The organism is Enterococcus sp. AZ188, assembly GCF_050544075.1.
Classification (GTDB): domain Bacteria; phylum Bacillota; class Bacilli; order Lactobacillales; family Enterococcaceae; genus Enterococcus_D; species Enterococcus_D entomosocium.
On record NZ_CP172943.1, the window covers coordinates 1,105,654 to 1,118,593 of the forward strand.

The window sequence follows — 12,940 nt, forward strand, 5'->3', positions numbered from 1 at the left end:
TGCAAAAAACAAAAGGAGTCAGTTTGAATCAATGAAGAAGACATGTCCTGAATGTGGATTTCAAGCAATAGAAGAAACACCCGTTTGTCCCAATTGCGGGTTTCAATGGAACCAAGCAAAGGAGAATGAACAGGAACTATCATCTGACTCTTCCGTTACGCCAGAAGAGCTACAAAACAAAAACGATGATATTCGCTGGTCTGACTTTAAAAATGTTCCGATTGGAAAAATGGAGGAGCACTTAGGTGATCGGCCATCCTCGAATGAAGAAACGATCGACCTTGCACAGCAAGAGGCTTTTTCTGATGAGAAAAAAACAACACTTGAATCAGAGTCTAAACAAGAACCAAAAACAGTGGAAAACTCTGAGTCTACAGAAGAACACACAATTTCAGCCAGTGAAGAAGTTAATGAGACCGATGCACTGAGTACGGATGAACAGCATGACTCTGAGATTTTGGCCGCTTATATCCGACAGCACAAACTTGATGAAGAAGCAAAGGCAGCAGCTGCTCTAGAAGCAGAAGAAACCGCCATTGATCTTTCCTCTGCTGAAGAGGAAAGTCAGATGCAAGCCAGCGAGGAACCTCTGCCGTCAAGCGAGGAGGAAGTGGTGACGGAGCCAGTTATTGAAGAAGTTGAGAAGCAGCCAGAACCAGTCATCGATCCAATTCCTGAACCAATCACCGCAGCGGATGAAACGCCACAAAAGGCGACTGCTGAAGAAGAAACGTCTTCTTCCAGTGAAAGCAAGAAGAGCCCTCGCAAAGCACTCTATATTACAGCGGCTTGTTTGTTAGTGGCAGCGGGTGGTGGTTGGGCTTATTACTATCAACAGCAGCAACAAGAAACTGCCCGACAAACGCAACTGGCGCAAGAGAACCGTACGTTAGATCAGATCGAAAATGAGTTGAATGATTTTTATACAAATGATGAGCGAGTGTTCATTAAAAGCGACAAAACAGCAGAACAGCTGACGGCTGTGACGAATCAGTTGGCAGATTTTCAAGACCACGAACGATACGATATCTTGTCACAAGAAGCAGAGACAATTGCTGACAAATTAGCAGCTTTGACAGAGATCAATAGCTATTTCAGCAGTCCTGCAGTTGTGGAGGATCAGTTGGAAGAAGTCTCGTTGAAAGAAGCTGCTGCTGTCACAATGGCGAAGCGTGAGAACGGGGATGCCTTTGATGAGTTGATCAATCAAGCCATCGACATGGGACAAAAAGAGTTCAGCGCGATCGAGGAAGTTCAAAATGCAGTGAAGAGCATGGTGGCTTTAAGTGGTGACGGTGAAGCACCGGCGAGTGTCACTCGTGAGAACTACAATGCCTTGATGAAAAAAATCCAAGCTTTGCCAATCGATTCACTGGTTGAAAGTCTTACGACGGAACTACGTAAAGTCGATACTGCCTTGACGAAGCGTGAAACAGCTACCCAACAAGCAGCGGCGCAACAACAAGCGGCCCAAGAAGCAGCACAAGCGGCGGCTTCCGAGAACAACGCTTCCGCTTCGAGCAGCGGATCTACAAGCGCTGCGACGCCCGCGCAAAGTACTTCTGAAGAAGAGTATGTGCTTTCGCCGAATACACCAACAAATACCAACAATCAGCCAATTATTCCAGCCCGCCAAAGTGATTTGAATGATGTAAACAATAGCGCCTGGGTGTGGGCAGATGGTGTCCAAGAAAAAATCATCGCCACAGCGATTGCTCGCGGTTATGTGGTAGAAGGCGGCTATACTTTTGAACGTGTACGAATCGTCAATGGTGAAGGCTATTACAATTTTTATGCGACAAATGCCCAAGGCAGCTTGCTTAAAGGAACGGATGATTCAGCGTTCCCGCTATACTTATTTACGGTAAACGCCAAAACTGGCTATTTCAGAGGCAATGGGAACGATCACACCGTTCGCTAAGTCTCCTGAGACACTAGAAAATTTTCAGAGTTATTACATGCACATGTGAAAAATACTTGTTTCCCCTCCTTGTTTTCGATATGATGAGAGATAATCGTTCAAACAAGGAGGGGTTTTTGTGCAGAAAATTGAGAGATATGATCGGTTTGAAGACGGGGTCATTGCTTGTGTACCAACAATTCTTGGGTACCTGGGCATTGGTTTTGCAATGGGGGTTGTGGGAAAAGGCGTTGGGTTGTCTATTCTAGAAATTATTTTAATGTCTATTATTGTCTATGCTGGCAGTGCTCAATTTATCATTTGCGCCTTACTAGCGATTCAAGCACCTTTCATGACAATCGTCGCAACAGTTTTTTTAGTGAATTTACGACACTTTTTAATGAGTTTGTCAGTAGCTTCCTATTTTAAAAAGACACCGTTGCTTTCTGCCATTGGTATCGGGACACTTTTGACTGATGAATCCTATGGCGTTTTGACGACGGCACTGCAACAAGACAAACCAGTCACAGCGAAATGGACCCACGGGTTGAACGTAATGGCTTATTTGAGTTGGATTTTTGCGACGTTTTTGGGTGGTTTATTGGGTTCATTTATCCCAGATCCAGAAGCGTTAGGCTTAGATTTTGCCTTAGTAGCTATGTTTGTTGGTCTTTTTTTATTTCAAGTAGAGCGACCGCTTAAGAAGAAAACCCAGCAAACGCTCTTGATACTAGGGACAGTTGTGGGGACCTTGATTTTATTTATGCGTTTTTCGACCGCAGAGATTGCGGTAATTGCGGCGACACTGGCAGGATGTTTGGTTGGGACGGTGACACACCATGACTAATTTTGTTATACTGATGCTAGTATGTGGATTGGTTACTTGGCTTCCGCGGATCGCTCCTTTTTTATTTTCGAAAAAGCTCATATTTCCGGAACCTTTCACCATCTTTTTGAGTTACTTACCGTTGTGTATTTTGGCGGCATTGTTGGTGCAAAATTTGCTGATCTTTCGAGAAGGCCAATTCCCCATTTTGAAAGTTAAAGAAACCATTGCCTGTATCCCGGCATTATTGGTGGGGTATTATACCAAAGATTTGATGAAAATCGTTATCACAGGCGTTATTGCTATGGCGCTGTTGCGTTTCTTTTTATAGGAACGAGCAGTTTTAAAGAAAAAGGAGAGAATAGATGAAAGACTTATTAGCATCCGTATTCAGCGGATTGATCATTGATGAAAACGAACAGAATTATTTTGTTCAAAAAGGCGGGGTTACCTTCCGACTAGCCAAGGAAGAAGGCGAACATCATTTAGGTGAAGCCGTCGAAGGGTTTGGCTATCAAAATCAAAAGCAAGAAAATGTGCTCACTACGAATATTCCGAAAAGCCGCAAAGGGCATTATGCCTTTGGTACAGTCACAGGAAGCCGTCGCGACTTAGGCGTTTTCGTCGATATCGGTTTGAAAGACAAAGATATGGTGGTTTCATTAGATGAATTGCCAACAATGCGGGAACTTTGGCCCAAAAAAGGAGACCGTTTGATGGTCAGCTTGCGGGTCGATGACAAAGAGCGTATTTGGGCTTCATTAGCAGATGAGAAAATTTTTAAGGCATTGAGCAAAAATGGTACGGAGCAAATGAAGAATCAAGATGTTACAGGTAGCGTGTACCGTTTGAAGTTAGCGGGTACTTACTTGCTGACGGATGATTTTTATATTGGCTTCGTCCATCCATCAGAACGGTATCAAGAGCCGCGCCTTGGGGAAGTGGTCAAAGGGCGAGTGATTGGGATTCGTCCAGATGGTGTCTTGAACCTTTCATTGAAACCAAGAGCCCACGAGGCGATCTCAAATGATGCCGCCATGGTTCTAACCTTTTTAGAACGAGCGCCTGAGAACAAAATTCCTTTCACGGACAAATCAGCCCCAGAAGAGATTTTGCAAACATTTGGTATTAGTAAAGGCCAATTTAAACGGGCATTAGGAACCTTGATGAAACAGCGTTTGATTGAGCAAAAAGACGGCTTTACGATTCTTATCAAAAAACCTAATTGAGAATACTTGTTTCTTTTATCGTTCTAATTTATAATGATTACAATGTTTGTCTTGAGTGATTTTCACTCAGATTAGAATCGTTATAAATTAACGGCATACGGAGGCAACTATGAACACAACAGCAGCGTTAAAAAAGACCAAGAAACAATTGCACGAGTCGGGGTTTAAATTAACTCCTCAGCGAGAAGCGACGTTGTTGGTCTTATTAGAAAATGAGAAAGACCATTTATCCGCAGAAGAGATTTTCTTTTTTGTGCGAAAAAAAAATTCTGAGATTGGCTTGGCAACCGTCTATAGAACATTGGAGATCTTAACGGATCTGAAAATTGTCGATAAAGTCAGCTTTAATGACGGTGTCGCTCGCTATGATCTACGTAAAGAAGGTGCCAAACACTTTCATCATCACTTGTTGTGTTTGGAATGCGGCAATATTGAAGAAGTCGAAGAGGATCTGCTGGGCAGTGTCGAAGAGATCGTTGAACAAAAGTACCATTTTTTAGTAAAGGATCATCGGTTGACCTTTCATGGTGTCTGTCAAAAGTGCCAAAGCAAAGCCGAGTGATTGTACTTTGGCGATCTTAAATAAACGTTTGTTATCACCCGAATGATAGTCAGATGGTTTCCAATAGGAAGAGTGCTCTTTTTTCCGATTTGAAAGAAACCGAAAAATCTGCTATGATTCGGGTGTTTCCTTGGGCAAAAGATACGGGTAGATGCCTCTTTTTTATTGGCAAGCTACTATCTTAACGAGCCAGAATTTGATATGATAAAAAAGCTGAAAGTAGAGGAAGCCCATGAACGAACAAATCATTGATTATCTTCATTATTTGACCATTGAGCGCGGGCTATCCCAAAATACCCGTGCCAGCTACCAGCGAGATCTGCAACAGTATCTTGCGTTTTTACAAAAAAAACAAGTCACTCAGTGGCAGCAGATCGACCGAGTGATCGTTTTGTCTTTTTTGCAAAGTCTGCAAGAAGCGGGAAAATCCTCGGCAACCGTGATTCGGATGGTTTCCAGTTTGCGAAGGTTTCATCAATTTTTGCGTCAAGAACGGTTTACCGATCATGATCCAATGCAGCATATTGATTCACCAAAAAAACAGCAGAAGCTGCCTGATACCTTGAGTTTACAAGAAGTGGAGCGGTTGATCGAAACACCGGATACGCGAGCAGTTTTGGGCATCCGTGACCGAGCGATTTTGGAAGTGATGTATGCGACGGGCTTGCGCGTCAGTGAGTTGATCGGGTTAAAATTAAACGATCTGCATTTAAGTATGGGATTGTTGCAAACAACCGGAAAAGGCGACAAAGAACGGATCGTTCCATTAGGGGACTTAGCGATTCAATGGATCGAAACCTATCTCAGCGATGCGCGTCCGTATTTGACGAGAAAAACGCCGGATGAAAGCCATCTGTTTGTAAACAACCATGGTACGCAACTGTCTCGTCAAGGGATCTGGAAAAATTTAAAAGCCTTGGTTCGACAAGCTGGGATCACCAAGAATGTGACTCCCCATACGCTGCGCCATAGTTTTGCGACCCATCTATTAGAAAACGGGGCAGATCTACGAACGGTTCAAGAGTTGCTAGGGCACGCAGACATCTCGACCACTCAGATTTACACGCATATAACGAAGAAACGGATGACGGAAGTGTACAAGCAGCACTTTCCGCGCGCCTAGAAATCGAGGATGGAATGGAAGAAATCAAAATAAAATTAGCTGTCTTTGAAGGACCGTTGGATTTGCTGCTTCATTTGATCAAAAAACTGGAGATCGATGTTTATGATATTCCAGTTGCTACCATCACCGAACAATACATGCAGTACATCCATGCCATGAAAATTTTAGAATTAGAAGTCGCTGGAGAGTATTTAGTCATGGCGGCGACTTTGATGGCGATCAAAAGCCAGATGCTGTTGCCTAAACAAGAGTTGATTGCTGAAGTCGAAGAGTACGAAGAAGATCCGCGGGATATGCTGGTGGCACAACTGCTAGAATACCGAAAATTTAAGTACGCAGCCGAACAGCTTTCAGAAAAAGCGGAAGAGCGCAGTTTGTATTACACGAAAGATCCGATGGATGTCGATGAATACAAAGAGGAAGAAGATCAATTAAGAGCCAATCAATTCAACACGATCGATCTCTTTTTGGCTTTTCAAAAAATGATCGAGAAAAAGAAAAATCGCCAAGTACTAGAAACCAAGATTTCTCCTGATGAAAGCACCATCGATGAAAAGATGGCGGCGATTCAGTTGGAGATGCAACATGTGAGTGCTAAAAAAGGCCGCAGCTTTGATTCGTTTTTTACTTCTTACAATAAAACAGAAGTTGTGGTAACCTTTATGGCACTGTTAGAATTAATGAAAAAAGGAACGATTCGAGTAGAGCAATCAGACAATTATGCGTCGATTCTGCTCTATCCAACAGGTAAAGAAGATGAGTAAATATAGTGAATTAGAAGCGATCTTATTCGTCGTCGGTGATGAGGGGATCGGACTTGAAGAACTGAGTTATTTAGTCAAAAGTAATACTGCCAGTGTCTATCAGCATTTGCAGGAACTAAATCAGCAATATGAAGAAAATGAACATACCGCGTTGCATATTCTAGAAGTTGGCAATCATTTTATTTTAACCACTAAAAAGCAATTTGCCCCTTTATTGAAGAAATACGCCGAATCACCGATGGGGAGTTCATTGTCGCAAGCCGCTTTGGAAACTTTGTCGATCATTGCTTATAAGCAACCGATCACTCGGATGGAAGTAGAAGAGATTCGCGGCGTTCAATCCAGCGGTTCGGTCCAAAAACTGGTGGCAAAGCGGCTGATTGAAGAAAAGGGACGCGTGGACGGACCAGGACGAGCGATCCTATACGGTACGACGGAATACTTTATGGATTATTTTGGCTTAAAAAGTTTGGCTGAATTGCCTGACATCCAATCAATGGAAGATGAACTTGAAGAAGATACACCGTTTGATCTTTTTTACGACCGCTACAAACAAGCAGAAACAGAAGGAGAATGAAGATGGAACGTTTGCAAAAAGTGATTGCCCATGCCGGCATCACCTCAAGAAGAAAAGCTGAAGGACTGATAACCGAAGGCCGTGTGCGAGTCAATGGACAAGTAATCAAAGAATTAGGGGTCCAAGTCGGTTCAAAAGATGTCGTTGAAGTGGACGGCGTTCCGATCGAACAAGAACAACATGTCTATTATCTGTTCTATAAACCTCGTGGCGTGATCTCAGCTGTAACAGATGATAAAAAACGCAAAGTCGTTTTGGATTATTTTGCTGAAGTCCCTGAACGGGTGTATCCAGTCGGCCGCTTGGACTATGATACCTCCGGTTTGCTGCTACTGACAAATGATGGGGAATTGTCACAGACACTGATGCATCCAAAACACGAAGTCGAAAAAGTGTATGTTGCCAAGGTCAAAGGCATTGCGGATAAAAAGCAACTGCTCCCATTGACAAAAGGAATTCGGATCGAAGGGCGTAAGACCGCGCCTGCTCGCTTTGAAATCTTATCGACAGACCAAACGGCACAATCTAGTATTGTGCAATTGACGATCCACGAAGGTCGCAATCATCAAGTCAAAAACATGCTAAAAGCAGTTGGTTTGCCTGTGCAAAAACTAAAACGGGAAAACTATGGTCCGTTAGATTTAAAAGGTCTTCGTCCAGGGGAATACCGAGAGTTGTCGAAGAAAGAAGTCAGCCAGCTGAAAAACAGTGCAAAATAGTTGAAAAGTATCTGAAAACGTAACTATTGTTAATTTTTAGATTTTGTGTATAATAGAACATGTAATAAATAGAATAAAGGTTCGTCTTCAGGGGCAGGGTGCAATTCCCGACCGGTGGTTATAGTCCACGACCTATTTCTTCGGAAATAGCTGAATCGGTGAAATTCCGATACCGACAGTACAGTCTGGATAAAGAAGATAGAGCGTATTTGATTTGCTTATGGCTATTTCGAATGCCCTCTTTTTTCCCTGTGGAAAAAAGAGGGCATTTTTTGTCTGGCGCCGACAAGAAAGCCGAGGAAATTTAATAGGTTCGTTTGAAGAGGAATCCTGAACTTAGGAGGATTTATACTGATGAACAACAAAACAAGAAAAATGGTGACGATCGCCATGTGTGCTGCTATGGGAACAATTTTGCAATTTATCGCTTTTCCAATTTTTCCGGCATTCAGCTTTTTAAAGATCGATTTTAGTGATATTCCCGTGATGATCATGATGTTTTTATTTGGTCCTTGGAGTGGGGTAGTGACTGCCTTCATTCGTTCGGTCCTGCATTTGTTCTTATCTGGTTTTTCACCTGCTGATATGGTGGGAGATACGGCAAGCTTTTTAGCATCATGTGCCTTTACTTTGCCAATGTACTACTTTTTCCGCAAAGGTATCCACACCAAAAACAAAATGGTTGGTGTCATCAGCGGTATCTTGTCGGTAACGATTTTTATGAGTGTGGCGAACCTATTTGTGATCACACCGCTTTATCTACGCTTTTTCGGGGTCACAGCCGATCAATTTTTAGGGATGTCTTTGCCGCAATATGTGGCGATCGGGATTTTACCCTTCAATTTGGTTAAAGGAGCGATCGTCAGTGCCGTCTTTTTAGCACTACATGCCAAACTGCTCCCATGGTTGGCTCGTAAGCAGCCCCATCATTCTGCTATAGGAAAATAAAAAATGAGCCGACTTGCTGTGGCAGACGAAAGGTCTGTTAATGGCAGGTCGACTTTTTTATTTTTCTATAAGGATCGCTCTGGTGGGGCATTTGCGATAAGCAGTTTTGACTTTTTCTTGTTGTTCTTCTATGATAAACTGTTGCCGTGCACTCGGTTCTTGGGCAAATAAAACGATCCCATCTTCATCATAATCGAAGATCTCGGGAGCATAGATCGCACATAGTCCACAAGCAATGCAGCGCTCAGGAACAATTTTACAGCGTTGTGACATTTTTTAGTCCTTTCTGGGAGGAAGATATGGATTCTTTTATTTTAGCGCTGTTTTCTGATACTGACAAGTTGCGTCCATCGACACTTTATCAAATTCTCATTGGTAAGCGCACTAGCTCTGTCTTGAGTTATGCCTTTTTTTATGATCGATTAGGTCTTTTTCAAGCGTTGCCACAGTTGAATGAGAGGGAGTATCAACAGACGATCGCTGACTTGATCCAACAAGGGATGCTAAGTCGAGATTCAGATGGTCTGCTGCTCAAAAGGACCGCTGCAAATTATGAACAGTCAAGAGAAATGTTGTTGCATCATACGGATTATTTTCGGTATGGACGAACGACGGAGGAGGCGTGGCGTTTTGTCCGACTGCTGGTTCAAGCAGCTGCATATCAAGAGGTGACGAATCAGTATATTCCTGTTGAGAACACGCCTTTATATACAGAACCTGTGCGTCGACTGATCCATCAATACCCTGAAATCAAAAAGATCACTCATCGAGAACTTTCGGCAGTTTTTGCCCAACTTCCCGCAGAAGTCGCAGATTTTTTAGCGGGTACCTTATCTGGTCCTGATCTTCTGGGGCAGGCGTTTTTCCAACTTTTGCCAGAATCTGTACAAGGTAAGCCTTGGGACAATCTTTATGTAGGAGCTGCGATCCATCAATTTTTAGCCCTGGTTGAAAAAGAGTCTCAGATGGTTCTGTTTCAAGGATTGTCGCCTTTTCTAAATAGGAATCTGAATCAAAGTATGCTGGAAAGTCGTGCATTGTTCTTGCAAGGAGCTTCTGTTGAGCAGATCATGGAAAAAAGAAGGATCAAACGAGGAACCGTTAATGATCATTTGATTGAGTGGGCACTGCTTGATCCGACATTTCCGTATCAGCGCTTTGATACATCATTGCTGAATAAGCTGCCAGAAACTTCTTGGAAAAACAGCTATCAAGAATTACAGGAGCTTCTTACGACTGATTTTTTGACGATCCGTTTGTTACAGATTGCTCAGAAACGGGGGATTCGATGTTAGAAAACGCACTGAATCAGTACTTTGGCTTCAAAACATTTCGTCAAGGACAAAAAGAAGTCATCGAAAGTGTTTTAGCGCAGCAAGATACGTTGGCGATTTTGCCTACCGGGAATGGCAAAAGTCTCTGTTATCAGCTGCCAGGGTACCTCATAGATGGCATCGTAATCATTATCTCACCGCTTGTTTCTTTAATGGAAGATCAAGTCTATGGCCTACAAAAGCAAGGGGAAAAACGCGCGATTGCGTTTAATAGTCAACTGGACCTTGCCGATCGTCACTATGTGATGCAGCATTTATCGCAGTACAAATTTTTGTTTTTAAGTCCAGAAATGATCGTGCAAGAAGCCATTTTGCAACAACTCGAACGAGCTAAGATCGCTATGCTCGTGGTGGATGAAGCTCATTGTGTTTCCCAATGGGGCATTGATTTTCGACCAGAGTACTTGCAGCTTGGTGAAGTAAAAAAACGGTTGAAGGCACCCGTCACATTAGCATTGACGGCTACTGCCACGGCGCAAGTCGAAGCAGATATTCGGCAAGTGTTGTTAGCAAAGAACGCCAATGTCTACCGTTATTCGATGAACCGCAGCAATATCGGCTTGTTCGTAGAGAAAACGTCAGACAAAGATGCGGCATTGGCAGACTATCTCAGCCGCTTAGGCGGGGCTGGGATCATCTATTGTTCCACAAGAAGCAAAGTCGAAGAAGTCTATAACAAACTGCGTCAGCGCTATTCGGTAGGCTATTATCATGGTGGTCTAGCGAGCGATCAAAGAAAAACGTTGCAGCAGCAGTTTTCTCAGAATAAACTAAAATTGCTCGTCGCAACCAATGCGTTTGGGATGGGGATCAATAAAGAAGATATTCGTTTTGTGATCCATTATGACTTGCCTGATTCGCTGGAAAACTACAGTCAGGAAATCGGTCGAGCAGGCCGCGATGGCAAACAAAGCAGTGCGATCTTGCTTTATCAGGAACACGATGAGCAGATTCACTACTTCTTTCAGCGAGAAAACAAAGAAGAACGCCGTGCTTTAGAACGAATGGATCAGGAAAAGATGAAAGGACCTTTGACACCGCTGCAAGAAAAATGGCAGCTGAAGATGAAGGAGTTGGGGGCTGCGTTTTGGCTGGAAACGCTAAAACAAAACGAACAGCAAAAGCAAGAACAATTACAAAAAATGTTGGCTTATATTCATTTTACCGGCTGTCGTCGCCAGTTTTTATTGGCGCACTTTGGGGAAGAAGCACCAGCAAATCCTTATTGTTGCGACAATGACGGGATCGAATTGGCAGCGGAAGAAGAGCTTTTAGAAAAAAAAGTCATCCTTCATTGGCAAGAACGTTTAATAAAAATTTTTAAAGATATAAATTGAATCGTATTTTGCAGGACAGTTTTTATTTACCTATGGTATAATACATCGGAAGGAAACTAGGAGGGAATACGAGTGAGCAAGAAAGACAATGACTACAATTCAGAAAATCAAGAACCGTGGGAACAACCAATCTATGATACAGAATACGATGATTCTGCATCAAGATCCCAACAAAGAAAACAAAAGCGTGGGAATTCACTCTTTTTGACGATCGTTTTAGTTTTGCTTTTCTTGATCGTGGCAATTCCGGTTGGTGCCGGTATTTGGGTGTTGAATCATAACAGTGATGCCCCGACCGCAGCAAGTTCGAGCAGTACAGTAGAAAGTACGACAGAATCTTCGACAACTGAGTCATCAACAACGGAATCATCAACTGCTGAATCGACAAGTGAAACGAGTTCGTCAACAAGTGAATCAAGTTCTTCATCAAGCAGTAGCAGTTCTGCACCAGCTTCAACAACGCCATCAAGTAGTAGTGAGCCGGCTCAACAGGAAAACAATGCAGGGCAAGACACTACGCAAAATAATCAAGGGCAAGGAGCGACTGGTACCGAGGAATACACGACGGTGCAAGCAGGTGAAGGTCCTGAACAAGTGGCAGCCCGTACAGGCATCTCAGTTGAAACCCTATATCAATTAAATGGGATTGATCCAAACAACTACATGCTATACCCTGGCGACACATTACGAATTAAATAAAAAACCGCTTTGGCGGTTTTTTTTCTTGGTAGGAAGAAGCCAAGGTGAACGATAAGCAGAAACGATGAAGAATACACATCGTTGGGAAACGAGGAGTAAGAAAAATGAAAAAAATCAACATCGCTATTGATGGTCCGGCGTCATCTGGGAAAAGTACCGTGGCAAAAATCATCGCCAATGATTTAGGGTTTATTTATACAGATACCGGGGCCATGTACCGCAGCATCACGTATTTGGCCTTAAAAAGCGGCTGTTCATTAGAGGATGAAGCGGCGATCGCTGCTTTGATCGATCAATACTCCATCACTTTTGAACCGACTGAACACGGTCAAGAGGTCTTTGCAGGAGGAGAGCAAGTCACAGAAGCGATCCGTCAGCCAGAAGTAACCAACGCAGTTTCGAAGGTATCGGCATACCCTGCGATCCGCGAAAAACTAGTCCAACAACAGCAGATGATCGCTAAAGATGGCGGTGTCGTGATGGATGGCCGCGATATTGGTACGGCGGTTTTACCACAAGCAGAAGTCAAGATTTTTCTGGTAGCAAGTGTGGAAGAACGGGCGCAGCGCCGTTTCAAAGAAAATCAGCAAAAAGGGATCGGTACCGATTATGAAACTTTAAAAGAAGAGATTCAGCAAAGAGATTACTTGGATTCTCATCGGGAAGTCTCCCCTTTGAAACAAGCAACAGATGCCGTTCGAATTGACACCTCCGGTTTAACAATCGAGCAAGTCGTAGAAGCGATCAAAAAAACGATCCAAGAAAAGATCGACTAGCGAAAACAATGGGTGTTCCCCATTGTTTTTTTATTTTTCCTACGAAAAAGATGAAAGCAAGCAAGAAAACAGACGTGAAAAGACTTTTTCAACGAAAAAACCGTAGTTTTTTAGGAAAATAAGAGAAATCGCTTTATTTTTTTTTC

Annotated in this window: 15 protein-coding genes and 1 riboswitch; of the genes, 14 read left to right on the plus strand and 1 reads right to left on the minus strand. The window is 43.1% G+C overall.

From position 1 onward, the window contains the following. The first annotated feature begins 31 nt into the window (after nt 1-31). The 10 genes from IGI86_RS05145 (at nt 32) to IGI86_RS05190 (ending at nt 8,648) form a co-directional block, all read left to right on the plus strand. Complete coding sequence (locus IGI86_RS05145; protein ID WP_430617782.1) at nt 32-1,921, plus strand: cell division site-positioning protein MapZ family protein; 1,890 nt, start codon at nt 32-34, stop codon at nt 1,919-1,921. A gap of 118 nt (nt 1,922-2,039) precedes the next feature. Then, complete coding sequence (locus IGI86_RS05150) at nt 2,040-2,747, plus strand: AzlC family ABC transporter permease (protein WP_008381022.1); 708 nt, start codon at nt 2,040-2,042, stop codon at nt 2,745-2,747. Next, nucleotides 2,740-3,057, plus strand: coding sequence for an AzlD domain-containing protein (locus IGI86_RS05155; protein ID WP_430617783.1), 318 nt, complete (start codon nt 2,740-2,742; stop codon nt 3,055-3,057). The genes IGI86_RS05150 and IGI86_RS05155 overlap by 8 nt, the downstream gene beginning before the upstream one ends. A gap of 34 nt (nt 3,058-3,091) precedes the next feature. Continuing rightward, complete coding sequence (locus IGI86_RS05160; RefSeq protein WP_008381026.1) at nt 3,092-3,955, plus strand: CvfB family protein; 864 nt, start codon at nt 3,092-3,094, stop codon at nt 3,953-3,955. A gap of 109 nt (nt 3,956-4,064) precedes the next feature. Next, entirely contained in the window at nt 4,065-4,517 is a 453-nt protein-coding gene (locus IGI86_RS05165; protein WP_005237105.1) for a Fur family transcriptional regulator, read from the plus strand. Between the two features lie 232 nt (nt 4,518-4,749). After that, nucleotides 4,750-5,640 (plus strand): site-specific tyrosine recombinase XerD, encoded by an 891-nt coding sequence (gene xerD / locus IGI86_RS05170; RefSeq protein ID WP_005237104.1) that lies wholly within the window; start codon nt 4,750-4,752, stop codon nt 5,638-5,640. 14 nt (nt 5,641-5,654) lie between these two features. Continuing rightward, nucleotides 5,655-6,404, plus strand: coding sequence for a segregation/condensation protein A (locus IGI86_RS05175; RefSeq protein WP_008381030.1), 750 nt, complete (start codon nt 5,655-5,657; stop codon nt 6,402-6,404). Beyond that, nucleotides 6,397-6,981 (plus strand): SMC-Scp complex subunit ScpB, encoded by a 585-nt coding sequence (scpB, locus tag IGI86_RS05180; protein WP_016613078.1) that lies wholly within the window; start codon nt 6,397-6,399, stop codon nt 6,979-6,981. Before IGI86_RS05175 ends, scpB begins: the two co-directional genes overlap by 8 nt. Before the next feature lie 2 nt (nt 6,982-6,983). Next, nucleotides 6,984-7,700 (plus strand): pseudouridine synthase, encoded by a 717-nt coding sequence (locus tag IGI86_RS05185; RefSeq protein WP_034872188.1) that lies wholly within the window; start codon nt 6,984-6,986, stop codon nt 7,698-7,700. 79 nt (nt 7,701-7,779) lie between these two features. Further along, nucleotides 7,780-7,904: riboswitch (FMN riboswitch) on the plus strand. A gap of 150 nt (nt 7,905-8,054) precedes the next feature. After that, the gene (locus IGI86_RS05190; protein ID WP_016613081.1) at nt 8,055-8,648 is read left to right on the plus strand and encodes an ECF transporter S component; all 594 of its coding nucleotides are present in this window, start codon (nt 8,055-8,057) and stop codon (nt 8,646-8,648) included. A 57-nt stretch (nt 8,649-8,705) separates the two neighbouring features. Here IGI86_RS05190 and IGI86_RS05195 read toward each other — a convergent pair whose 3' ends face one another. Next, nucleotides 8,706-8,921, minus strand: coding sequence for a ferredoxin (locus IGI86_RS05195; RefSeq protein ID WP_005237096.1), 216 nt, complete (start codon nt 8,919-8,921; stop codon nt 8,706-8,708). 26 nt (nt 8,922-8,947) lie between these two features. On the opposite strand from IGI86_RS05195, the gene IGI86_RS05200 reads away from it, so the two are divergent. The 4 genes from IGI86_RS05200 (at nt 8,948) to cmk (ending at nt 12,794) form a co-directional block, all read left to right on the plus strand. Further along, complete coding sequence (locus IGI86_RS05200; RefSeq protein WP_005237094.1) at nt 8,948-9,943, plus strand: helix-turn-helix domain-containing protein; 996 nt, start codon at nt 8,948-8,950, stop codon at nt 9,941-9,943. Continuing rightward, on the plus strand, nt 9,937-11,319 hold the full coding sequence (locus IGI86_RS05205) for a RecQ family ATP-dependent DNA helicase (protein ID WP_005237092.1): 1,383 nt from the start codon (nt 9,937-9,939) through the stop codon (nt 11,317-11,319). Before IGI86_RS05200 ends, IGI86_RS05205 begins: the two co-directional genes overlap by 7 nt. A gap of 72 nt (nt 11,320-11,391) precedes the next feature. Beyond that, nucleotides 11,392-12,018 carry an SAG1386/EF1546 family surface-associated protein gene (locus IGI86_RS05210; RefSeq protein WP_005237087.1) on the plus strand — a complete coding sequence of 209 codons (627 nt, stop codon included), beginning with the start codon at nt 11,392-11,394 and terminating at the stop codon, nt 12,016-12,018. Nucleotides 12,019-12,122: 104 nt separating this feature from the next. Then, nucleotides 12,123-12,794, plus strand: a complete 672-nt coding sequence (cmk, locus tag IGI86_RS05215) for a (d)CMP kinase (protein WP_244733328.1) — start codon at nt 12,123-12,125, stop codon at nt 12,792-12,794. The last annotated feature ends 146 nt before the right edge of the window (nt 12,795-12,940 follow it).

What these genes read in the sequence shown, in the direction of transcription:
- IGI86_RS05175 (WP_008381030.1), top strand. Translation starts at nt 5,655, where the DNA reads ATGGAAGAAATCAAAATAAAATTAGCTGTCTTTGAAGGACCGTTGGAT.
- IGI86_RS05205 (WP_005237092.1), top strand. Translation starts at nt 9,937, where the DNA reads ATGTTAGAAAACGCACTGAATCAGTACTTTGGCTTCAAAACATTTCGT.
- xerD (WP_005237104.1), top strand. Translation starts at nt 4,750, where the DNA reads ATGAACGAACAAATCATTGATTATCTTCATTATTTGACCATTGAGCGC.
- IGI86_RS05200 (WP_005237094.1), top strand. Translation starts at nt 8,948, where the DNA reads ATGGATTCTTTTATTTTAGCGCTGTTTTCTGATACTGACAAGTTGCGT.
- IGI86_RS05155 (WP_430617783.1), top strand. Translation starts at nt 2,740, where the DNA reads ATGACTAATTTTGTTATACTGATGCTAGTATGTGGATTGGTTACTTGG.
- IGI86_RS05160 (WP_008381026.1), top strand. Translation starts at nt 3,092, where the DNA reads ATGAAAGACTTATTAGCATCCGTATTCAGCGGATTGATCATTGATGAA.
- IGI86_RS05190 (WP_016613081.1), top strand. Translation starts at nt 8,055, where the DNA reads ATGAACAACAAAACAAGAAAAATGGTGACGATCGCCATGTGTGCTGCT.
- IGI86_RS05185 (WP_034872188.1), top strand. Translation starts at nt 6,984, where the DNA reads ATGGAACGTTTGCAAAAAGTGATTGCCCATGCCGGCATCACCTCAAGA.
- scpB (WP_016613078.1), top strand. Translation starts at nt 6,397, where the DNA reads ATGAGTAAATATAGTGAATTAGAAGCGATCTTATTCGTCGTCGGTGAT.
- IGI86_RS05195 (WP_005237096.1), bottom strand. Translation starts at nt 8,921, where the DNA reads ATGTCACAACGCTGTAAAATTGTTCCTGAGCGCTGCATTGCTTGTGGA.
- IGI86_RS05165 (WP_005237105.1), top strand. Translation starts at nt 4,065, where the DNA reads ATGAACACAACAGCAGCGTTAAAAAAGACCAAGAAACAATTGCACGAG.
- cmk (WP_244733328.1), top strand. Translation starts at nt 12,123, where the DNA reads ATGAAAAAAATCAACATCGCTATTGATGGTCCGGCGTCATCTGGGAAA.
- IGI86_RS05145 (WP_430617782.1), top strand. Translation starts at nt 32, where the DNA reads ATGAAGAAGACATGTCCTGAATGTGGATTTCAAGCAATAGAAGAAACA.